Here is a 21,838-nt window from a genome sequence, read left to right on the forward strand (position 1 = left end):
TTTCCCTTTCCGGCGGTTCCGACTCTATCAGATCCTTTCGGGCCTGACTCCCAGTCAGCGGGCGTTGTCCTCACGGCTGTTGGGCCGTTCCGACGTCTCAAACTCTAGCGGGTTTTCCCGGCGACTCATAATCGAGCCTTGGAATTGAATTCGGGCATGCCGAATGCGTTCCGTTGGGAGGTTGTGCAGAGTTTGGTTTGCCGCTCAGCAGCGGCGGGAGGTGCTGTCGCAGAACCGTTACGGCTCCGTGGCAACCCGAAGAACCTTACGGGGCGGGGAGGTGGCTGTCAACCCCCACCCGGCGTGCTCCGGACGGCCCCTCAGTCCAGGTCCGTGAGGCGGCCGCCGGCGTCCGGCTGGGCGTGTTCCACGCGGCGCAGGAGACGGGTCAGTACTTCCCCGAGGGCTCCCCTCTCCTCCTGGGACAGGTCCTGGAGGAGGTCCTCCTCGAAGACCGTGGCCAGGCGCATCGCCTCGAGCCACTTCTCGCGGCCCTCCGCGGTCAGCTCCACGATGACGCGGACGCGGTTGGACTCGTCGCGGTCGCGGGTGACCAGGCCCTCCGCCACCATGCGGTCGATCCGGTGGGTCATCGCGGCCGGCGTGAGCCCGAGCCGCTTGGCCAGGTCGCCCGGGCCCATTTGGTACGGGGCGCCCGAGAGGACGAGTGCCTTGAGGACCTCCCACTCGGCGTTGCTGATGCCGAGGGTCGCGGTCTGGCGCCCGTAGGCGACGTTCATGCGGCGGTTCAGGCGGCCGAGGGCCGAGACGATCTCCTCGACCTGGGGGTCGAGGTCCTGGAACTCCCGCTGATACGCGGCGATCTGTTCTTCAAGTGTCGGCTCGCTCGGGCCGGGGGTGTCACCCATGGCCGCAGTATGGCACGCCCCGACTTGGCATTGAAGTCCTTCGGTGTGTACAGTTTAGGTTCTAACTTTAGCTTCGAAGTCTTCGCTTACGACTCCTAAGGCAGGTGAAAGTGACCAGGGCGATGGGCGCAGCGATGCGTCGCATTCAGGCAGGCAGCGCGCTGAGCGCGTTCGGCATCGGGTTCACGGTTCCGTTCCTCTACGTCTACGTGGCGCAGGTGCGGGGCCTTGGGGCCAGTACGGCGGGGATCGTGCTGGCCGCCTTCGCCATGGCCGCTCTGATCGTCCTGCCCATCACCGGCCGCGTCATCGACCGGCGCGGGCCGCTGCCCGTGCTCGTCGGCGCGGCGGTCGTCGCCTCCGTGGGCGCGGTCGCGCTCGGCCTCGCGAGTGCCGAGACGACGGCGATCCTCGCCGCGGCGCTGCTCGGCGCGGGTACGGCGGTCATGCAGCCGGCGCTCGCGACGATGATCGTCTGGTCGTCGACGCCGGCCACCCGTACGCGCTCCTTCGCCATGCAGTTCTTCCTGCAGAACCTGGGTCTCGGCATCGGTGGTCTCATCGGCGGTCAGATCGTCGACGAGGACCGGCCCGGCAGCTTCACGCTGCTGTTCTCCATCGAGTCGGTGATGTTCCTGGTGCTCGCGGCCATCGCGCTGACCGTGCGGCTGCCACACGCCCCGTCCATCCAGGACGCGATGCCCAAGGACGCCGCCGCGCCGCAGGGCGGGCTGCGTGCGCTGTTGAAGCACAAGGCGATGGTGCAGCTGTGCGTGCTCGGCTTCGTGATCTTCTTCGCCTGCTACGGGCAGTTCGAGTCGGGGCTCTCCGCGTACGGCGTGGAGGCCGCCGGGATCTCGCCGTCGACGCTCGGCATCGCGCTCGCCGCCAACACGGCGATGATCGTGGTCGCGCAGTTCGCGGTCCTGAAGTTCGTCGAGCGGCGCAAGCGGTCTCGGGTGATCGCCTCCGTCGGTCTGATCTGGGCCTTCGCGTGGATCCTCGCGGGGTACGCGGGGCTCGGGCACGGCAGCCAGGCGATGGCGACCGCCGCGTTCATCTCGACGTACGCGCTCTTCGGGCTCGGTGAGGCGATGCTGTCGCCGACCGTCGCGCCGCTGGTCGCGGATCTGGCGCCGGGCGGCATGGTCGGTCAGTACAACTCGGCCTTCGCCCTGGTGAAGCAGCTCGCCCTCGCGGTCGGTCCGGCCGTGGGCGGGCCGATGGGTGCCGCGCTGCACGTGCCGTACATCGTGACGTTCGTGCTGTTCTCACTGGGCATCACGGTGCTCGCGGTGCGTCTCGGGCGCGGGCTCACCCCCGTGCAGAACCAGCCCTCGCTGGCGAAGAGCCCGGTGGTGGCGCAGGGCGGCCCTACTACGGCCGCGCCCGCCACGGCCGACGCGTAACGCCCGCTACTTGGGGAGCGCGAACTCGCACCAGACGGCCTTGCCGCCGCCCGGTGTGCGGCGCGAGCCCCAGTTCGACGCGATCGTGGCGACGATGGCGATGCCGCGTCCCGCCTCGTCGGCGGGTTCGGCGCGGCGGCGGCGCGGCAGGTGGTCGTCGCCGTCGGTGACCTCGATGATCAGCCGGCGGTCGGTGCGGCGCAGGCGGAGCCGCATCGGCGGGGTGCCGTGCTGGAGGGAGTTGGCGACCAGTTCGCTGGCGGCGAGGACGCCCAGGTCGTGCAGTTCCGGTGAGAAGCGCCAGCTGGCGAGGACGCCGGTGGCGAAGGCACGCGCGCGTGGCGCCGCTTCCACGCCGCCGAGAAGCTCCAGGGCGGCGTTGCGGAAGAGTTCGGCGTCCGATCCGGTGCGGGCCGGGTGCTGGAGGACCAGGACGGCGACGTCGTCGTCGTGGTCGGCGGTGACGCCGAGAGCGCGGATCAGGCGGTCGCAGACCACCTGGGGCGTGCCGGTGGCGCCGGCCAGGGCGCGCTCCAGGGAGGCCACCCCTTCGTCGATGTCCTCGCTGCGCCGTTCGACCAGGCCGTCCGTGTAGAGGACGGCGGTGGAGCCGGGGCCGAGCGGGACGGAGCCGGAGGTGTGCAGCCAGCCGCCGGTGCCGAGCGGGGGTCCTGTGGGTTCCTCGGCGCGGTGGATGGTGCCGTTCTCGTCGCGGACGAGGATGGGCAGGTGTCCCGCGGAGGCGTAGACGAGGCTTCCTTCGTTCGGGTCGTGCACCGCGTAGACACAGGTGGCGATCTGGCTGGCGTCGATCTCGGCGGCCAGGCCGTCCAGGAGCTGCAGGACCTCGTGCGGCGGCAGGTCCAGGCGGGCGTAGGCGCGCACCGCGGTGCGGAGCTGGCCCATGACGGCCGCGGCGCGCACGCCGCGGCCCATCACGTCGCCGATGACGAGGGCGGTGCGGCCGCCGCCGAGGGTGATCACGTCGTACCAGTCGCCGCCGACCGCCGCTTCGGTGCCGCCCGGCTGGTACGTGGCGGCGATGCGCAGGTCGTCGGGCTGCTCCAGCTCCTGGGGCAGCAGGGACTTCTGGAGGGTGACGGCCGTCTCGCGCTGGGCGCGCTCGCTGGTGCGCAGGCGCTCGGCGGCCTCGGCGTGGTCGGTGACGTCGGCGGCGAACACCAGGACGCCGCCCGCCTCTTCGGGGACGGTGGCCACGCTGCCGAGCGGCAGGGTGACCGGGGTGCACGTGAAGGTGTACGACCGGCCGGAGGGTGCCTTGCGGGACTTGACGGTGCGGGGTCTGGAGCTGCGCAGGACCTGGTCGAGGAGCGGCAGCAGGCTCAGCTCGTCCAGTTCGGGCAGGGCCACGCGCGCGGGTTCACCGACGGGGCGGGGGCCGAAGGCGGCGACGTACGCGTCGTTGACGTAGGCGATGCGGTGGTCGGGGCCGTGCACGAGGGCGACGAGGGCCGGGATGCGGTCGAGCACCTCGCGGACCGGCAGTTCGTCGACCCCGTCGGGGCGGGTGCCGTCGGGGGCGGGGTCCGGGGGGCCGGCCTCCGCTCCGTCGGTGGGCCGCTCGGCGCGGGCCGCGGGGACGGAGCCGTCGCCGCGCGGTGCGGCGGCGACCGCCTGTTCGGTCCGCGCTGCTGCGCGGCGCTGCGTTCCGGGGAGCCGGGCGCTCCAGCGCGTGAAGTTCACTGCGGTAGGCCTCGTGGTGTCGCTTCTGGATCGGGAACACAGCATGTCGAGACGGACGGTCCCGGGTGTCGGCCTGGCGGCCTGCCCATGGTCACACGAGCAGTCTGACCGACCGGACTGACATCCGTCTGACGCCGGTCCTGTGCGGGGAGTTCCTGTGGCGGGTCAGGGGGACTCCTTCGGGCGCTCGCCTCCGGCCGCGAGTTCGAACTCCGCACGGGGGTGTTCGAGCGATCCGAGGGAGACGATCTCGCGTTTGAACAGGCCGGAGAGGGTCCATTCGGCGAGCACGCGGGACTTGCGGTTGATGGTCGGCACTCTGCTCAAGTGGTAGACGCGGTGCATGAACCAGGCAGGGTAGCCCTTCAGCTTGCGTCCGTAGACGTGCGCGACACCTTTGTGCAGTCCCAGGGAGGCCACGGAGCCCACGTATTTGTGCCTGTACTCCTGGAGCGGCTTGTCGCGCAGGGAGGCGACGATGTTGTCGCCGAGGACCTTGGCCTGGCGTACCGCGTGCTGGGCGTTGGGCGCGCACTCCTTGCCGGCCTCCTCGGCGGTGACGTCGGGGACGGCGGCCGCGTCTCCCGCGGCCCACGCGTGCGTGGTGCCTTCGACGGTCAGCCGGGCGGTGCACGTGAGGCGGCCGCGTTCGTTCAGCGGCAGGTCCGAGGCGGCGAGTACGGGGTGGGGTTTGACGCCCGCGGTCCACACGACGGTGCGGGTGGGGAAGCGCGCGCCGTCGCTGAGGACCGCCACCCGGTCCTCGCAGGAGTCGAGGCGGGTCTCCAGGCGTACGTCGATGTTGCGGCGGCGCAGTTCGCGCACCGTGTACCGGCCCATTTCCTCGCCGACTTCGGGGAGGATCCGGCCGGCCGCCTCGACGAGGATCCACTTCATGTCCTCGGCCTTGACGTTGTGGTAGTAGCGGGTGGCGTAGCGGGCCATGTCCTCCAGTTCGCCGAGCGCCTCGACGCCCGCGTATCCGCCGCCCACGAAGACGAAGGTCAGGGCGGCGTCGCGGATCGCGGGGTCGCGGGTGGAGGAGGCGATGTCCATCTGCTCGATGACGTGGTTGCGCAGGCCGATGGCCTCTTCGAGGGTCTTGAAGCCGATGGCGTGGTCGGCGAGGCCGGGCACGGGCAGCGTGCGGGCGATGGAGCCGGGGGCCAGGACGAGTTCGTCGTACGTGATCCGGGCGGGCCCGGCGCCCTCCTCCTCGGTGGCGAGGGTGGCGAAGGTCGCGGTGCGCTCGGCGTGGTCGACGGACTCGACCTCGCCGATGATGATGCGGCACTTGTCGAGGACGCGGCGGAGCGGGACGACGACGTGGCGCGGTGAGATGGAGCCGGCGGCCGCTTCGGGCAGGAACGGCTGGTAGGTCATGTACGGGTCGGGCGTGATCACGACGATCTCCGCCGCGCCCTGCTTGAGCTCGCGCTTCAGCTTTCGCTGGAGTCTCAGCGCGGTGTACATGCCGACGTATCCGCCGCCGACGACGAGAATGCGCACACAGTCCGGGGATGCGGGGGTGGTCCCCCGGGAGATCGCAGCCTTCACCATCCCATGACGCACCCGGCTTCGGAGTTTGTCCACAGGCCCGGCAATTTGTGTGACCGGCAGCAGTGTGTGCGAAAGGCCCGCCGAGCCGCCGCGGAGCGGGAAAGGTGTGCAGGTCAGCACCGGCGAAGGGGGTGTGGGGGCGGGGTGCCTCAAGGCCGGAAAGGGTCCGTACTCCGATCGGGGGGCTCGCCGTGCGGAACCCGCCTCTTCTGAATTGACCCCCGCTCAACTATGTTCGTGGGACGTCGGGGTGTCGGGGGATGCGCTCGTCGGGCCGGAATTCCGGCTCGCGGAAGGGCTCGCTCCTCACACGTCGGTAGTCAATGGCGGGGAGTGTCTCCGGGGGGAGACGTCATTACCGGGGGAACGTGTATGCACATTCAGGAGACTCACTGGACTTCCGCTGCCGTGCCGGCCTCAGCCGCCGGCCCGAGCGGGAACGGACGTGACATGGGGGAAGGAGCGCGCACGACGCCACTGCGTGTCGACGCACAGCGCAACCTCGAACATGTGCTCAGGGCGGCACGCGAAGTCTTCGGCGAGCTGGGGTACGGCGCGCCGATGGAGGACGTGGCGCGCCGTGCGCGGGTCGGTGTCGGCACCGTCTACCGACGTTTCCCGAGCAAGGACGTGCTGGTCAGGCGGATAGCCGAGGAGGAGACCTCCCGGCTGACCGATCAGGCGCGTGCGGCGCTCGGGCAGGAGGACGAGCCGTGGTCGGCGCTCTCGCGCTTCCTGCGGACGTCCGTGGCCTCGGGTGCGGGCCGGCTGCTTCCGCCGCAGGTCCTGCGGGTGAGCGTCGAGGACGGTCCCGCCGAGGAGGACGGGGTGCGGGTGCCGCAGCAGCGGCAGGCGGCGCCGGACTCCCCGGAGCTGCGTCTCGTCGAGCAGCGCCAGGCGCCGGCCGAGGAGTCGGCCCCGCCGGCTGACGACGCGGGGGCGGCGACGCTGCTCGATGTCGTCGGCCGTCTCGTGGACCGCGCCCGCGCGGCGGGCGAGCTGCGCACGGACGTGACGGTGTCGGACGTGCTGCTGGTGATCGCGACGGCGGCGCCCTCGCTGCCGGACGCGGCGCAGCAGGCGGCGGCCTCTTCGCGGCTGCTGGACATCCTGCTGGAAGGGCTGCGGTCGCGGCCCGCGTGACCCCTCGGGGCACGCGCACGGCGCTCCCATGCGGTGAAGGCTCGACCTCGTGTCGAAGGGCAGACGTTGAGCCTTCCCCGAATGGGTGAACGGTAGTGCTCGGTGCCGTGAATTCACCCCGGACGGGTGGTTGACCGTCGACACCATCGGTCGCGGCGCGACCGTGTGGCACGCTTTCCCGGTGGTCGGGTCTGAGTGTGCAACCGGGGGCGTTCCGCGATGAGTGTTGACGGTCGGGACGAGGCGTCCGGCGGCTTCGGCGAGGAGGCCTCTCCGGGCGGTGCCGGCACCGAGAGCGGCGACCCGCCGGCCCATCAGGTGCCGCCCCAGGGCGGCGCCGGTGGTGGCCCAGGCGGGGGCTCGGGGTCGGCTGCGGCCGGGCCGGGTGGCGCCCCGGAGGGTCCCGCGCCCGGGGCCGGGCCCAGTGTGCCCTCGCAGCGTGCGGGGGGCGCGAGCGTCCCGGTGCTGCCGGACGACGAAGGCCCGCTCTCCGACGCCGACTTGATCGGCCGGATGCGCGGCGGCGACGACTCCGCGTACGCGGAGCTCTACCGCCGTCACGCCGAGGCCGTGCGCCGCTATGCGCGCACCTGCTGCCGCGACGCCCACACCGCGGATGACCTCACGGCCGAGGTGTTCGCCCGCATGCTGCAGGCGGTGCGCGGCGGCAGCGGCCCCGAGCACGCCGTCCGCGCCTATCTCCTGACGACGGTGCGCCGGGTCGCCGCCGGGTGGACCAAATCGGCGAAGCGGGAGCAACTGGTCGACGACTTCGCGGTGTTCGCGGCGCAGGCCGCACGCGGCACGGACGTCTCCGACGACGACACCCTGGACCTCGGCGCGGACGTCCGCGCGATGCACGAGGCCGAGCAGTCGATGGCCATGCAGGCCTTCCGGAGTCTGCCGGAGCGCTGGCAGGCCGTCCTGTGGCACACGGAGGTCGAGGAGGAGTCCCCGAGCGAGGTCGCCACGCTCTTCGGTCTCGACGCGAACGGCACACGGGTGCTGGCGAGCCGGGCCCGCGAGGGATTGAAACAGGCCTATCTGCAGGCGCACGTCAGCGCGACGCTCACCGAGAGCGAGGAGTGCGCCCGCTACGCCGACCGCCTCGGCGCCTACGCCCGCGGCGGCCTGCGCACCCGCGCGGAGCGGGGGCTGCGCAAGCACCTGGAGGAGTGCGCCAAGTGCCGGCTGGCCGCGGGCCAGATCCAGGACGTCGCGAGCGGCATCCCCGCGGTCGTGCCGATCGCCGTCATCGGCTGGTTCGGTGCCGCCGGGTACGCGAAGGTGGCCGCGCTCATCGGCGGCGGCGGCGCGGGAGCGGGCGCGGCGGGTGCCGCGGCCGCCGCGAGCGGCTCCTCCGGCGGTTCGGCCGCCGGGGGCGGTGCCGCCGCGTCCGAGGGGCTCGGCGCGCCGGCGAAGGCCGGCATCGCGGCGAGCGTGGTGGTGGCGGCCGCGGTCGCCGCGGCGATCGCCCTCACCGGGGGCAGCGGCAAACCGAAGGCGGATCCTCCGCCGAAGTCGAAGGAGCCCGCGGTCTCCGAGTCGATCGTGCCGCAGAAGCCGCCGCCCCCCGACCCGAAGCCGAAGCCTCCCCCGCCGCCCGCGCCGAAGCCGAAACCGCCCGCACCCGCGGCGAAGCCCAAGCCGAAACCGCCCGCCGAGGAGAAGCCCGCACCGAAGCCGAAGCCGAAACCACCGGCCCCGAAGCCCAAGCCCCCGCCGAAGCCGAAACCGAAACCACCGGCCCCGAAGCCGAAGCCCCCGCCGCCCGCGCCGCGGGTCTACCAGTGGAGCGAGCTGGAGTACGGCCTCACGGGCGACGGCACCAAGCCCGAGATGCGGCTCACCGAGAGCAGCTGGGTGTGGCAGCGCCGTGGCCTGTCGGTCGGCGACAAGCGGTACTCCCACGGCGTGACCGTGCACGGCCGGTCCTCCGTCACGATCGACCTGAACCGCCGCTGCTCGACGTATGACGCGCTCGTGGGAGTCGACGACATGACGATGGGGCTCGGCAGGGTGCGCTTCTCCGTGTACGCGGACGGGGTGCGGTTGTGGCGGTCGCCGCTGATCAGGGGCGGTGATCCGGCGGTGCCCGTGCGTGTGGGCCTGACCGGCCGCAAGACCGTCAGGCTCGTCGTGGAACCGCACACGCCGTTCGACGCGACGGCCCTCGCGGACTGGGCGCAGTCACGGATGAGCTGCGTCTAGGGCTCCGGATGAGCTCCGTCTAGGGCTCGCGGGCGGGCCGCGGCGGGGTGCGCGGGCCGGCCGGGGCCGCAGGTACGGCCTCGGCGGTCTCGGTGAGCACCGCCTCGGTCGTCAGCACGCTGCCCGCGGCGCGCTCCCGCTCGTATCCGTCGGGGCCTAGCTCGGCGAGGGCGGCCTTCTCCACGCGTTCGGCCTCCGTGGCCTCCGGCAGGGGGCGCGGGTGGCCGTTGCGCAGGGCCGTGGCCGCGGCGAGCATGCGTACCGCGCGCGCGTGGTCGCCGAGCCGGCTCACCAGGGCGGCGGCGGCGTCGATCAGCGACGAGAGGATCACCTCGGAGCACTGGGCCGAACGGGCGGTGCGCAGCGTTTCGGCGATGAGGGGCAGCCCGGCCGCGGGCCCGGACTCGGCGGCGACGACGCGGGCCTCGATCCCGCCGAGGGCCGCCTCGAACTGCGGGGGCGGTGTCCCCACGTCGATCTCGGCGCGTGACTCGTCGCAGAGCCTGCGGGCCCCGGGGACGTCGCCCTCGTCCAGCAGCATCTGGGCGCGCAGCAGCCGTACGAAGGCGCGGGAGTCCGTCACTCCGGACCGGTCCGCCTCCTGGGTCGCCTCGTCGAGGACCTTGGACGCGACGCCCAGGTCGCCCTCGCGGTAGGCGATCTCGGCGAGCCGGGCGAGCAGGAACGGCGCCTCGGCATAGGCACCCACCTCGTAGGCGAGGCGCAGCGCCTCCTCGTACTCGGCGCGGGCCTCGGCGTGGTGGCTGCGGGCCATGGCGGCCTCGCCCGCCGCGCTGCACACCTGGGCGCGCATCCAGCGGTCGCCGACGCGGCGGCTCAGTTCGCGCAGCTCGGCGAGGTCCTCGTCGACGCCGGAGAGGTTGCCGGGCATGTCGACGGCCATGTGGGTGCGGAACATGAGGATGACGCCGAGGTCCCAGTCGGTGCCGTGCCTGCGGCAGTTCTCGACGGTGCTGTTGAGCGGGGCGAGCGCCTCGTTGTGGGTGCCGCCGGTGAAGAAGATCGTGAACGGCCAGATGAGTCCGGGGAAGCGGGCGGCCTCGGGCACCGGCCGCGCGAAGGCCGCGCGCAGCCCCTCCACGTACTCGGGGTCGGCCCAGTCCTTCCGGTGGGGTGGCGTCTCGGTGGAACCGGACTCCGAGAGCAGGAAGAGGTGCAGCAGCCGGAGGTTCATCCACGGCCAGTAGAGCGGGTCGTCCTCGTCGGGCAGGCGGTCGTCCGGGGCAAGCTCCACGACACGGCCCAGCCAGTCGGCGCCCTCCCTGCGGTAGTTGCGCAGCCACCAGAACCAGCCCGTGTGCAGCACCATCGCGATCGCCGCCGCCACGTCACCGGTGTCGATGGTGCGCTGCAGGGCTGCCCGGATGTTGTCGAGTTCGGTCTCCAGGCAGGTGATCCAGGGGAGTTGGCCGGCGGAGCGGAGCAGCGGGTCGGCGCGGGCGACGAGGTCGGCGAAGTACGCCGAGTGGCGGGCCTCCGCCGCGGCGAGCAGCTCCGGGGTCTCGGCGGCGCGCTCGGCCGCGTATTCGAGGATGGTCTCCAGGAGGCGGTAGCGCATGCCGGTGTCCGTGGGGCCTGCGGCCGGGACGGCGACGACCAGGGACTTGTCGACCAGGGCGCCGATCAGGTCGGTGGCGGGCGCGGTGCAGACGGCCTCGGCCGCCGTCAGGTCCCAGCTGCCGGCGAAGACGGACACCTCGCGCAGGACGGTCCGCTCGGCCTCGTCCAGCAGTTCCCAGGACCAGTCGACGACGGCCCGCAGGGTCTGCTGGCGGGGCAGGACCGTGCGGCTGCCGCTGGTGAGGAGGCGGAAGCGGTCGTCGAGCCGGTCGGCGATCTGGCGCGGGGTGAGCAGCCTGAGGCGGGCCGCGGCCAGTTCGATGGCGAGCGGCAGGCCGTCGAGGCGGCGGCAGATCTCGGCGACGGCCGGGGCTTCCTCCTCGGCGTCGAAGCCGGGCCGCACGGCGGCGGCCCGCTCGGCGAACAGGCGGTGCGCGGGGTGGGGCGGCAGCGGCTCCACGGGGCGCACCGACTCGCCCGGCACGCCGAGGGGTTCGCGGCTGGTGGCGAGGATGGTCAGGCCCGGGCAGTGCGTGAGGAGGGTCTCGGCGAGCTGGGCGGCGGCGCCGATGACGTGTTCGCAGTTGTCGAGGAGCAGGAGCAGGGGGCGCTGGGCGCAGTACTCGACGAGGAGGGCGAGCGGGTCGTCCTGCGGTGCGGTCAGCTCGCTGGTCATCAGCACGGTCTCGCGCAGGCCGAGCGCGCTGACGACGGCGCCGGGGACCGCCTCCGGGTGGTCGAGCGGGGCGAGCTCGACCAGCCACGCCCGCGGATGCCCGGCGGCGGCTTCCTCGGCGAGGCGGGTCTTGCCGGAGCCGCCGGGTCCGGTGAGGGTGACGAGGCGGTTCCTCTGCAAGTCCGAACGGATGGCGGCGAGTTCTGGTTCCCGGCCGACGAAGGACGTCAAGCGGGCGCGGATGTTCCCGTTCCGCTCGGCCGGGGTGGGGTGGTCGGAGGGGGCGACCGGTGCCTCGTGGGGCGGGTCCGGGTGCGGGTTCGGGTCCGGGTGCGGCGCGTCCGCCCCTTCCAGCAACTGGGCGTGCAACGCGCGCAGTTCCGGCCCCGGGTCGGTGCCGAGGCCGTCGGCGAGGGTGCGCCGCGCCTCCTCGTAGGCGGCGAGCGCGTCCGCCCCGCGCCCGGCCGCGCGCAGGGCGCGGATCAAAAGGGCGTGGAGCGTCTCGTCGTACGGCTGGACGGCGGTCAGTTCCCGCAGTTCCGGTACGACATCGGGGGCGCGGCCCAGCGCCAGGTCCGCCTCGATCCGTGCGCGGACGGCGTCGGCGCGCAGGGCGTCGGGGCGCGCCGCGACGCCCTGGTCGGGCAGGTCGGCGAGGGCGGGCCCGCGCCACAGGGCGAGCGCCTCGCGCAGGGAACGGGCGGCTCCGGCAGGGTCCCCGCCGTCCAGCGCCCGACGGCCCTCGCGCACGAGCCGCTCGAAACGGTGCAGGTCGACGTCGTCGGGAGCGACCGCGAGACGGTAGCCGCCGGGGGCCGACGCGACGGCGTCCTTGCCCACGGCACGGCGCAGCCTGCCGATCAGCGCCTGCAGGGCGGCGTGGGCGTCGGCCGGCGGGTCGTCGGCCCAGACCTCGTCGATGAGGGTGGCGACGGTGACCGCGCGGTTCGCGTGCAGCGCGAGGGCGGCGAGAAGCGCGCGCAACCGCTGGCCCCCTACGGGCAGGGGAAGGCCGTGGTCGTCGTACGCCTCGGTGGCGCCCAGAATTCTGTACCGCACCAAGCCATTCTCCCCGCTGAAGCACGCCGGGGCGCGTGCTTTCTTTTTGGCAGCGCGTCGAGGGGGTGGGGGCGTGGGGGGCGGGCTTCGGAGGAGGTCGACGGGCGGGGCCCCGCCTCAGAGTGCCGATGCTCCGCTCGACGGGCGGTGGCCTGTTCCTAGGGCGCCTCTTTGCGGGGCCACACTCCCCGTAGGAACAGCCCGTTGGCGTGCCGGCGTGCCCGTCCAGCACGTTCCTCTTCGCGACAGGAGCCTGCGCAGCCACAGTTCGGTGGAGACGAGGTCGGCCAGGCCGTCCAGGGGCAGCGGCTCTCCCTCGGCGGCCGAGCGCAGGGCCTTGCGGACGACGCGGGCCTCCACCAGTCCCGCCTGGGCGAGCAGGGGCGTGTCGAAGAGGGCGATCAGCTCGTCCACGGCGACGCGGATTCCGGTGCGGGCGGCCGCGTTCGAGGCGTGGGACGGGGCGCCCCAGCCCGGTGGCAGGTCGGCGACGCCCGCGCCCTCCAGGACGGTCCGCAGGATCGCCGCCCTGGCCCCGGGCTGGACGCGCAGGGCTTCGGGGAGCGCGCGGCAGGCGCGCACGACCTGGTTGTCCAGGAAGGGGGCGTGCAGGCGCTGGAAGCGCACCTCGGCGGCCTGTTCAAGGACGCGGAGGTCCGCCGCGTGCCGGGCGAGGGCCGCCCGCGCGCGGAACTCGCCGGGGCGCTGGCCGGGACCCCCCGCGCGCAACGTCGTGTCCTGGAGGCGAACCGATACTTCAGCGAGGGCCTCCCCGGTCAGCCAGCGGGCCGCGGGCCCCGGTCTGGCCCACGCGAGGGCGGCGAGCGACGCCCCCACCGCTCCGCCCGGTTCGTCGAAGCGGCGGTGCAGCAGCCGGTCGGCGAGCGATTCGACGCCCGCGCGGTGCGGCATGCGGGCCAGCTTGCGCGCGGCACCGTACACGCGCGCGGGGACCATCACGGAGCCGTCGGCCTTCGCCAGCGCCGCCACGGGCCGCACCATGTGGCGCCGCTTGCGGTCCATCAGGAGGTCGGCGAGGCGGGCCGGGTGCGCGTCGAGGACCTGCCGGGCGCCGTACCCCGTGAAGTGGTCGGCGCTGCCCGAGGAGAGCCGGGCGCGGTGGCGCTGGGCGGTGACCAGGGTGGCGCTCGGCTCGTCCGTCAGGGGGCCGTCGAGGTTGGCGTAGGGCAGGGCGTCCTCGCCGCCGGCGACGACCACATGGTGCAGGCGGGGGTTGGCGGCGAGGGCGCCCGCGCGTTCCAGTTCGGCCTCGCGGCCCTTGACGGCCAGGTCGTTGAAGGTGACGGCGAGGAGCCGCTCCCCCGCGCCCGTGCCGTGCCCGAGGACCGTGCCGGGCATCCCGGGCAGCCCGGCGGCGAGAAGGGCGAGGGTTCCGGACGCGGGGCCTCCGGAGAGGTCGGCTCCGATGCCGGGCACCGGCATGCCGCGGGCGGCGCGCCGCTCGGCGGGGCCCATGCCGGGGACCGGGCCGGGGTCGACGTCCATGCCGGGCACGTGGCGGGGGGCGGTGAGGCGGGCGCGTACCGCCTCGATGAGGGCGTCCCGGACGCCGTCCACCGCGCTGTCGGCGTCGCCCGGGGGCGCCGCGACGGCCAGCGAGGCCACCGGCTCGTACCCGGCGATCTCGCGTGCGCCCGCGCGCAGGATCAGCGCATGCCCCGGGGGTACCCGGCGCACGCCCTGGTAGGGGGTGGAGTCGTGCAGCGCCTCGGGGACGTCGGGGGCGGCGAGCAGGGCCGCGAGGTGGCCGATGTCGAGGTGGGCCTCGACGAGGTCGGCCAGGGGCAGCGCGGCGGTCGCGTAGGCGGTGCCGCCCGCCCAGGGGGTGTAGAAGACGGGGCGGGCGCCCGCGAGGTCACCGGCGATCATGACGCGGCGGCCGACCTGGACGACCGCCGTATAACTGCCGGACCAGGCGGTCAGATGGCGCAGGGCGCCGCCGCGGGCGGCGATGAGGCCGACGCGCAGCTCGTCGTCGGAGGCGCCACAGGTGCCGAGGACCGCGATGCGGGTCTGCTCGTCGGCCGTCACTGTCCGTACTTCGTCGGCGCGCCAGTCGCCCACCGCCCAGAGCGGATCGGGGTCGCCCCACAGGAGTTGGGAGCCCACCGGATGCACGGTCTCGCCGTCGTCGCCGGTGGCTCCTGCCGAGCCCAGGAGCGAGGACCTCGCGGTGGTACTGCTCCACCCCACCAACCACCGCATCGCTGCCTCCACAGGCTGTGGACGAACCGTCGGCGAAGCGCCGCCGGCACGGCCGACCGGTGCACCGAAGAACTGGGGACCCATGCTGCCACGAAGGAGGCGCGCGGGAAGGCCTGCGGGACGGCTTGCGGCACAGTGAATGCGCCGCGGAGAAGCGGTGGTTGAAGGACGCGACGACGGCGCCCTCCTCGGCGGGGCCCCGGGCAGACACCGGACAGACCCCGGGCAGGCTCGCGCCGACACCCCGCGTCCGCGGCCCGCACGACGCGCGCGACCGCACCCAACTCCCCACCCATGGGCGAAATGCCCCTTTGGGTACACGGGCGTTTTTCGGCCAAATCGGCCTGGGATGAGCCCACCACGGAACCGTTCGAAGGCAACGCACAGCCCGGGAGGCGGTGTTCGCCTCCCGGACCGGTCCGCCGCCCGCGGGGATGGAGGCGGCGGTGTCCCCCAGCCCACTGACTCCAGCGCAGCGGGCCGACCCACGCACCGCCAATGGAAGCGCTCCCCCCATGGCCGGAGAAGAGCGCACACACGGGCGCACGGCCACACGACGGGAGCACGCCGAGGCATCGACGCGCTTCCGTACGGGCAACAATCTCGCCATCCGGAACTGCGCCTCTTAACGCTTGGGATGCGGCGAACTACGCTGTGTGTGCTGATGTTTTCGCGGAGGCATATACCTGGAGGATCGGCCAAACGCTCTTGCGGCCGCCATTCCGGCCACCGCGCACGGGGGCCCGGGCACCACGCCCGGACCGCGGTGCGCACCGGCCCGGGTCAGGGTGCCCGTGGCCCATGCCACGGCGCTCACGGCCAGGGGTGCCGCTGCCCCCGGGGGAACCCAGCACGAATGCCGAGCGGTCCAGCCACTGCCCGGCAGCCGTCTGTGTCGAGGGGTGGCGCATGTCCAGGGAGCAACGCGGGCCGAACGAAAAGCTCGGCACCGTTCTCGCCCTCGCGGGAATCAGCAATGCGGGACTCGCCCGCCGGGTCAACGACCTCGGCGCACAACGCGGGTTGACGCTCCGTTACGACAAGACATCGGTGGCCCGCTGGGTCTCCAAGGGCATGGTGCCCCAGGGCGCCGCGCCCCATCTGATCGCGGCGGCCATCGGGCAGAAGCTCGGCCGCCCCGTACCGCTGCACGAGATCGGCCTGGCCGACGCCGACCCCGCGCCCGAGGTGGGCCTCGCCTTCCCGCGCGACGTGGGGGCCGCGGTGAAGTCCGCGACCGAGCTGTACCGCCTCGATCTGGCCGGCCGCCGCGCGGGCGGCGGCATCTGGCAGTCGCTGGCCGGCTCCTTCGCGGTCAGCGCCTACGCCACGCCCGCCTCGCGCTGGCTCATAACCCCGGCCGACAGCTCCGTGGCGCGCGACGTCTCCCGCGAGGCCGCACGCGACCTCGCGCACGCCGACGACGGCGCGCCCATGAAGGTCGGCCACAGCGACGTCCTGAAGCTGCGGGAGGCCGCCGAGGACGCCCGCCGCTGGGACTCCAAGTACGGGGGCGGCGACTGGCGTTCCTCGATGGTCCCGGAGTGCCTGCGGGTCGAGGCGGCGCCGCTGCTGCTCGGCTCGTACTCCGACGAGGTCGGCCGGGCCCTCTTCGGGGCGTCGGCCGAGCTGACGCGCCTCGCCGGGTGGATGGCCTTCGACACGGGCCAGCAGGAGGCCGCCCAGCGCTACTACATCCAGGCGCTGCGGCTCGCGCGCGCGGCGGCGGACGTGCCCCTGGGGGGATACGTCCTGGCCTCCATGTCCCTCCAGGCCACCTACCGCGGCTTCGGGGACGAAGGGGTCGACCTCGCGCAGGCCGCCCTGGAGCGGAACAGGGGCCTGGCCACCGCCCGCACCATGAGCTTCTTCCGGCTCGTCGAGGCGCGGGCACACGCGCGTGCCAATGACGCGCAGGCGGCGGGGGCGGCGCTGCGGGCCGCCGAGGGCTGGCTGGAGCGGGCCCGCGACGGCGACAACGACCCCAGCTGGCTCGGCTTCTACTCCTACGACCGCTTCGCCGCGGACGCCGCCGAGTGCTACCGCGACCTGAAGGCGCCCCGGCAGGTGCGGCGCTTCACGGAACAGGCGCTGTCCCGCCCCACCGAGGAGTTCGTGCGCTCGCACGGCTTACGCCTCGTGGTGTCGGCCGTCGCCGAGCTGGAGTCGGGGAACCTCGACGCGGCCTGCGAGCAGGGGACGCGGGCGCTCGAGGTCGCCGGACGGATCTCCTCCGCGCGGACCACGGAGTACGTGAAGGATCTGCTGCACCGCCTGGAGCCGTATGGGGACGAGCCCCGGGTGGTGGAGCTGCGCGAGCGGGCGCGACCGTTGCTGGTGGCCCCGGCGTAGGGGCGCGGGTTCGGGGGGTGGGTCTTGGGGGCGGGTTTTCGGGGGCGGGGTTCTTGGACAGCCGCTGAGGGCGGCGGGGCGGCCGCAGGGTTGCCCGGGTCCCCCGGGTTGCTCAGGCCTCTCGGGCTGCGCCCTGTCTGCCGGCGCGGGTGGTGAACGGGTGGGTGGGGGCGGATGAACCCGCGCGGAGCGGTGGGGGTTGATCCGGCGTCCCAGGTTTGGCGGCGTTGTCAGTGGCGCAGGGCAGTATCTGTGGTGGGAGGTGAGGCGCGGTGAAGAAGGTCGCGTACGACTGCGACGTGCTGGTGATCGGCGGGGGGATCGTCGGGCTCGCGACGGCGTATGCCCTCACGCGCACCGCCCCCGGCACCCGGGTCACCGTCCTCGAGAAGGAGCCGGGCCCCGCCCGCCACCAGACGGGGCGCAACAGCGGCGTGATCCACAGCGGGATCTACTACCGCCCGGGCTCCCTCAAGGCGAGGTACGCGGTCCGCGGCGCCGCCGAGATGATCAAGTTCTGCGCGGAATACGACATCGCGCACGAGGTCACCGGCAAGCTGATCGTCGCCACCGAGCGCGCGGAGCTTCCGCGCCTGCACGCCCTCGTCCAGCGCGGCCGGGAGAACGGCATCCCGGTCCGCGAGCTCGGCCCCGCGCAGATCACCGAGTACGAGCCGGAGGTCCGCGGCCTGGCCGCCATCCACGTGGGGACGACGGGCATCTGTGACTACGGCGCGGTGGCGAGACACCTGGCCGAAGCCTCCGGAGCCGACATCCGCTACGGGGCGGGCGGGGACGTCGTCCACATCGACCGGCGCCCCGACCGCGGCGTGGCGGTCCGCACCGCCGACGGCACGATCGTGCGCGGCCAGGTCCTGGTGAACTGCGCGGGGCTGCACTGCGACGCGGTCGCCCGGCTCAGCGGGGACGACCCGGCCATGCGGATCGTCCCGTTCCGGGGGGAGTACTTCGACCTGGCCCGGCCCGAGCTGGTGCGCGGCCTCGTCTATCCCGTGCCGGACCCGGCCTTCCCGTTCCTCGGCGTCCACCTCACCCGGGGCATCGGCGGCGGCGTCCACGTGGGGCCGAACGCCGTTCCGGCGCTGGCCCGCGAGGGATATGCCTGGTCGGTCGTCCGGCCCCGCGAGCTCGCCGGGACGCTCGGCTGGCCCGGTTCCTGGCACATGGCCCGCCGCCACTGGCGGTACGGGGCGGGGGAGCTGCGCCGTTCCGTCTCCAAGTCCGCGTTCACGGAGGCGGTGCGGAGGCTGCTGCCGGCGGTCGGGCCCGAGGACCTGGTGCCCGCGGCCGCGGGGGTGCGGGCGCAGGCGGTGCTGCGGGACGGGACGTTGGTCGACGACTTTCTGATCCGGGAGGGGGCGCGGACCGTTCACGTGCTGAACGCGCCCTCGCCTGCCGCGACGGCGTCTCTCCCTATTGGGAGGGAGGTTGCTCGGCGTGCGCTTGGGGCGCTTCGGGGGGTGGGGGGCTGAGTTTTTCGGCTGACGGGCCGTCGTGGCTGGGCACGCAGTCGCCCTCGTCCGTCCAGTAACCCCACCCGGCCCACTGTGCGCAGTTCCCCGCGCCCCTGAAAACACCGCCCCCCGTCCGTCCAGTAACCCCACCCCTGCCGACCGTGCGCAGTTCCCCGCGCCCCTGAAAACACACCCCCCGCACCACCGCCAACCCCGTCCGCCCAGTCGCCGCACACCGGCCGACCGTGCGCAGTTCCCCGCGCCCCTGCCCCCTCCGCTCTCGGTCTCCCCGAGGAGCCCCCGTAGGCCGGTAAAATTGCTGCACTGTGTCTGAGTCATCCCATACCCCCGAAGCCCCACGGTCGTCCGGGCGGCCGCAGGCCGTGCCGCGGTTTCCCGGGGGGCCCTCGCCCGATCCCGCCGGCTCGCACCATGAGCGGCGGATCCGTAGTTTCCAGCCCCGGCGCAGCCGGGTGACCGCCGGGCAGGAGGACGCGCTGCGGCGGTTGTGGCCCACGTGGGGCCTGGACATCGACGGGATGGGCACGCTGGATCTCGCGGAGCTCTTCGGGGACGGCGGGAAGTCGTCCGACAAGCCCGTCGTCCTGGAGATCGGCTTCGGCATGGGCGAGGCCACCGCGCAGATGGCCGCCGCCGACCCGGACACCTGCATCCTCGCGGTCGACGTGCACACCCCCGGCCAGGGCAACCTCCTCGCCCTCGCCGAGCGCAACGGCCTCACCAACGTCCGCGTGGCCAACGGCGACGCGATCATCCTGCTCCGCGAGATGCTCCCGCCCGCTTCGCTCGACGGGCTGCGCGTCTACTTCCCCGACCCCTGGCCCAAGGCCCGCCACCACAAGCGCCGCCTGATCCAGCCGGAGTTCCTGACGCTGGCCGCGCCCTCCCTCAAGCCCGGCGCGCTGCTGCACTGCGCGACCGACTGGGAGCCGTACGCGGAGCAGATGCTTGAGGTGCTCACCGCGCACCCCGATTTCGAGAACACGCAGGCCGACGGCGGATACGCCCCGCGCCCCGACTTCCGGCCCCTCACGCGCTTCGAGGGTCAGGGCCTGACCAAGGGCCACGTCGTCCACGACCTCCTGTTCGAGAGGACCGGCCGCCGCGAGGCGTGAGGCACCGTCGCGGCCGTCGTCATCCCTCGTTAGGGTCAACGACGTGGCCACGAGTCCTCCGTATCCGATACCCCCCGAGGCGCCCGCCCCGGGGGAGCTGCGCCGCGTCCGCTGGTGGCAGCGGCGCGCGATACGCGGAGCCGCGCTCGTCACGCTGCTCGCCCTCTCGGGGCTGGTGATCCTCGCCCTGGTGCGGGAGCAGACCGGCACCGAGGGGTTCCTGGTCGGGCTCGGCCTCGCGACCGTGCCCGTGCCGCTGCTCGTCGCCGCCTTCCGCTGGCTGGACCGGGTGGCGCCGGGCCCCTGGCGGAATCTGCTCTTCTCCTTCTCCTGGGGCGCCTGCGCGGCCGCCCTCATAGCGATCGTCGCGAACAGTTTCGCGATCCGCTGGATAGCCACCGCCACCGCCGACCCCGGCAGCGCCGACACCCTCGGCGCGACCGTCATCGCCCCGATCGTCGAGGAGAGCGCGAAGGCCGCGGCCGTGCTGCTCGTCTTCCTCTTCCGCAGACGTGACTTCACGGGGCTCGTCGACGGCGTCGTCATAGCGGGGGTGACCGCGACCGGCTTCGCGTTCACCGAGAACATCCTCTATCTGGGCAACGCCTTCGTCACCGACCAGCTCAGCCGCGAGAGCGGCCTGGCCTCCGTGACGGCCGCGACCTTCTTCGTGCGGGTCGTCATGTCGCCGTTCGCCCACCCGCTGTTCACGGTCCTGACCGGCATCGGCTTCGGTTTCGCCGCGTTCGCCGCCGAGCGCCAGCATCTGCGCCGGGTGCTGCTCCCGCTCGCCGGGCTGCTGCTCGCGATGGGCATGCACGCGCTGTGGAACGGCTCGGCGGTCTTCGGGCAGTACGGCTTCTTCACCGTGTACGCGGCCTTCATGCTCCCGGCGTTCGGCCTGCTGACCTGGCTGGCGGTCTGGACCCGGCAGCGCGAGCTGCGCATGATCCGCGCCGAGCTGCCCGTGTACGCGGCGGCGGGCTGGCTCACGCCGCCCGAGCCGTACGCGCTCGGCTCGATGCGCGCCCGCTCACTGGCCCGCGACTACGCCTCGTACACCTGGGGCAAGGCCGCGGCCCGCACGGTCGCGGAGTACCAGATGTACGCGACGTCGCTGGCGTTCCTGCGCCACCGCGGGCGCCGCGGCCGGGCCGGCGCCGACTTCGTCGTACGCGAGCGGGAGCTCCTCGAAGAGCTCTGGGAGCGCCGCGGTCCGTCCCGGCCCGCCCTGGCCTACGCGGCGGGCGCGACGGCACCACCCCCGCGCCCCATGCCGTACGCCCCGTACACCCCCTACGTCCCGTACGCGCCCGTCGCCCACGGCTTCCCCCACCCGCCGCAGCCGTACCCGGCGTACGGACACGCATACGGGTACGGGTACGGCCGTCCGGGCGCGTACGAGACCAACCCCTACCGCTCCTAGGCGGACGCCGCCGTCAGGCGCGCGACCTCCGCCTCCGTCAGCTCGAGGTCGCCCACCGCGAGCAGCGCCGGCAGCTGTTCGACCGTGCGCGCGGAGGCGATCGGCGCCGCGACGGTGGGCTGGGCCGCAAGCCAGGCGAGCGCCACGGTCGCGACCTCGGCGCCCCGCTCCCCGGCGATCTCGTCGAGCGCGGCGAGGACACGGTTGCCGCGCTCGCTGCCCACGTACTTCTCGACGCCTCCGCTGCGCGCGCTCTGCACCTGCGCGCCCGGGCGGTACTTGCCGGTGAGGAAACCGGAGGCGAGCGCGTAGTAGGGGACGGCCGCGAGGCCGGAGCGCGAGGCGACCTCCTGGAGCGGGCCCTCGTAGGTGTCGCGGGAGACGAGGTTGTAGTGCGGCTGCAGGGCGACGTAGCGCGCGAGGCCCTCGCGGTCGGAGAAGTCGAGGGACTCCTGGAGCCGTTCGGGGGTGATGTTGGAGGCGGCGATCGCCCGTACCTTGCCGTCCCGCACCAGCCCGTCGAGGGCGCCGATGATCTCCTCTACGGGGACCGACGGGTCGTCGTAGTGCGTGTAGTACAGGTCGATGCAGTCGGTGCCGAGACGGCGCAGGGAGGCGTCGACGCCGCCCTTGATCGTGGCCGGGGAGAGGCCCTTGAAGTCGGGGTGCGCGCCGACCTTCGTGGCGACGACGACGTCGGAGCGGTTGCCGCGCCGGGCCAGCCACTCGCCGATGAGGGTCTCGGACTCACCGCCCTCGTTGCCCTCCACCCAGGCCGAGTAGACGTCGGCGGTGTCGATGAAGTTGCCGCCCGCGGCGGTGTAGGCGTCGAGGACGTCGAAGGACGCCGTGCGGTCGGCGGTCCAGCCGAAGACGTTGCCGCCGAGGGAGAGGGGGAACACCTCGAGGTCGGAAGAGCCGAGTCGGCGAAGAGAAGTCATACGTTCCGCAACGTCCGGGACGGAAACCGAATTCCGTCCCGCACTTCAAGGAACCGTCAAACCCTCGCGG

At 73.4% G+C, this 21,838-nt stretch carries 13 protein-coding genes; 7 read left to right on the forward strand and 6 right to left on the reverse strand.

The window, feature by feature from the left end; translation table 11 throughout:
• Positions 1-320: 320 nt before the first annotated feature.
• A complete protein-coding gene (locus tag ACZ7DY_RS22210; RefSeq protein ID WP_471137750.1) occupies positions 321-869 on the reverse strand; it encodes a MarR family winged helix-turn-helix transcriptional regulator in 549 nt (182 codons plus the stop codon).
• A 122-nt stretch (positions 870-991) separates the two neighbouring features.
• Here ACZ7DY_RS22210 and ACZ7DY_RS22215 point away from each other — a divergent pair, with 122 nt between their 5' ends.
• Positions 992-2,278, forward strand: a complete 1,287-nt coding sequence (locus ACZ7DY_RS22215) for an MFS transporter (protein WP_471137752.1) — start codon at positions 992-994, stop codon at positions 2,276-2,278.
• 6 nt (positions 2,279-2,284) lie between these two features.
• Here ACZ7DY_RS22215 and ACZ7DY_RS22220 read toward each other — a convergent pair whose 3' ends face one another.
• Together ACZ7DY_RS22220 and ACZ7DY_RS22225 are read right to left on the reverse strand one after the other, a co-directional pair.
• Positions 2,285-3,982, reverse strand: a complete 1,698-nt coding sequence (locus ACZ7DY_RS22220) for an ATP-binding SpoIIE family protein phosphatase (RefSeq protein WP_471137754.1) — start codon at positions 3,980-3,982, stop codon at positions 2,285-2,287.
• Positions 3,983-4,147: 165 nt separating this feature from the next.
• The gene (locus ACZ7DY_RS22225; protein ID WP_471137756.1) at positions 4,148-5,542 is read right to left on the reverse strand and encodes an NAD(P)/FAD-dependent oxidoreductase; all 1,395 of its coding nucleotides are present in this window, start codon (positions 5,540-5,542) and stop codon (positions 4,148-4,150) included.
• 372 nt (positions 5,543-5,914) lie between these two features.
• Here ACZ7DY_RS22225 and ACZ7DY_RS22230 point away from each other — a divergent pair, with 372 nt between their 5' ends.
• Positions 5,915-6,685, forward strand: coding sequence for a TetR/AcrR family transcriptional regulator (locus ACZ7DY_RS22230; RefSeq protein ID WP_471137757.1), 771 nt, complete (start codon positions 5,915-5,917; stop codon positions 6,683-6,685).
• Positions 6,686-6,904: 219 nt separating this feature from the next.
• Complete coding sequence (locus tag ACZ7DY_RS22235) at positions 6,905-8,896, forward strand: sigma-70 family RNA polymerase sigma factor (protein WP_471137758.1); 1,992 nt, start codon at positions 6,905-6,907, stop codon at positions 8,894-8,896.
• A 19-nt stretch (positions 8,897-8,915) separates the two neighbouring features.
• On the opposite strand, the gene ACZ7DY_RS22240 is transcribed toward ACZ7DY_RS22235, so the two are convergent.
• Both ACZ7DY_RS22240 and ACZ7DY_RS22245 read right to left on the reverse strand, forming a co-directional pair.
• Complete coding sequence (locus ACZ7DY_RS22240; RefSeq protein WP_471137760.1) at positions 8,916-12,212, reverse strand: AfsR/SARP family transcriptional regulator; 3,297 nt, start codon at positions 12,210-12,212, stop codon at positions 8,916-8,918.
• Positions 12,213-12,329: 117 nt separating this feature from the next.
• Positions 12,330-14,438 (reverse strand): asparagine synthase-related protein, encoded by a 2,109-nt coding sequence (locus tag ACZ7DY_RS22245; RefSeq protein WP_471137762.1) that lies wholly within the window; start codon positions 14,436-14,438, stop codon positions 12,330-12,332.
• A 909-nt stretch (positions 14,439-15,347) separates the two neighbouring features.
• Between ACZ7DY_RS22245 and ACZ7DY_RS22250 the strand changes: the two genes are divergently transcribed.
• The 4 genes from ACZ7DY_RS22250 (at position 15,348) to ACZ7DY_RS22265 (ending at position 20,827) form a co-directional block, all read left to right on the forward strand.
• Positions 15,348-16,790, forward strand: coding sequence for an MFS transporter (locus ACZ7DY_RS22250; RefSeq protein ID WP_471137763.1), 1,443 nt, complete (start codon positions 15,348-15,350; stop codon positions 16,788-16,790).
• Between the two features lie 272 nt (positions 16,791-17,062).
• Positions 17,063-18,283, forward strand: a complete 1,221-nt coding sequence (gene lhgO / locus ACZ7DY_RS22255) for an L-2-hydroxyglutarate oxidase (RefSeq protein ID WP_471137764.1) — start codon at positions 17,063-17,065, stop codon at positions 18,281-18,283.
• Between the two features lie 308 nt (positions 18,284-18,591).
• Positions 18,592-19,401 (forward strand): tRNA (guanosine(46)-N7)-methyltransferase TrmB, encoded by an 810-nt coding sequence (gene trmB / locus ACZ7DY_RS22260; RefSeq protein ID WP_471137765.1) that lies wholly within the window; start codon positions 18,592-18,594, stop codon positions 19,399-19,401.
• 43 nt (positions 19,402-19,444) lie between these two features.
• Positions 19,445-20,827 carry a PrsW family intramembrane metalloprotease gene (locus ACZ7DY_RS22265; protein WP_471137767.1) on the forward strand — a complete coding sequence of 461 codons (1,383 nt, stop codon included), beginning with the start codon at positions 19,445-19,447 and terminating at the stop codon, positions 20,825-20,827.
• Here ACZ7DY_RS22265 and ACZ7DY_RS22270 read toward each other — a convergent pair.
• A complete protein-coding gene (locus tag ACZ7DY_RS22270; RefSeq protein ID WP_471137769.1) occupies positions 20,824-21,768 on the reverse strand; it encodes an aldo/keto reductase in 945 nt (314 codons plus the stop codon). The two genes, ACZ7DY_RS22265 and ACZ7DY_RS22270, sit on opposite strands and share 4 nt — an antisense overlap.
• Positions 21,769-21,838 lie beyond the last annotated feature (70 nt).

The sequence above is a fragment of the Streptomyces sp. NPDC037013 genome (assembly GCF_055607265.1).

What these genes read in the sequence shown, in the direction of transcription:
- ACZ7DY_RS22270 (WP_471137769.1), bottom strand. Translation starts at nt 21,768, where the DNA reads ATGACTTCTCTTCGCCGACTCGGCTCTTCCGACCTCGAGGTGTTCCCC.
- ACZ7DY_RS22215 (WP_471137752.1), top strand. Translation starts at nt 992, where the DNA reads ATGGGCGCAGCGATGCGTCGCATTCAGGCAGGCAGCGCGCTGAGCGCG.
- ACZ7DY_RS22245 (WP_471137762.1), bottom strand. Translation starts at nt 14,438, where the DNA reads ATGCGGTGGTTGGTGGGGTGGAGCAGTACCACCGCGAGGTCCTCGCTC.
- ACZ7DY_RS22235 (WP_471137758.1), top strand. Translation starts at nt 6,905, where the DNA reads ATGAGTGTTGACGGTCGGGACGAGGCGTCCGGCGGCTTCGGCGAGGAG.
- ACZ7DY_RS22210 (WP_471137750.1), bottom strand. Translation starts at nt 869, where the DNA reads ATGGGTGACACCCCCGGCCCGAGCGAGCCGACACTTGAAGAACAGATC.
- ACZ7DY_RS22225 (WP_471137756.1), bottom strand. Translation starts at nt 5,542, where the DNA reads ATGGTGAAGGCTGCGATCTCCCGGGGGACCACCCCCGCATCCCCGGAC.
- ACZ7DY_RS22230 (WP_471137757.1), top strand. Translation starts at nt 5,915, where the DNA reads ATGCACATTCAGGAGACTCACTGGACTTCCGCTGCCGTGCCGGCCTCA.
- ACZ7DY_RS22250 (WP_471137763.1), top strand. Translation starts at nt 15,348, where the DNA reads ATGTCCAGGGAGCAACGCGGGCCGAACGAAAAGCTCGGCACCGTTCTC.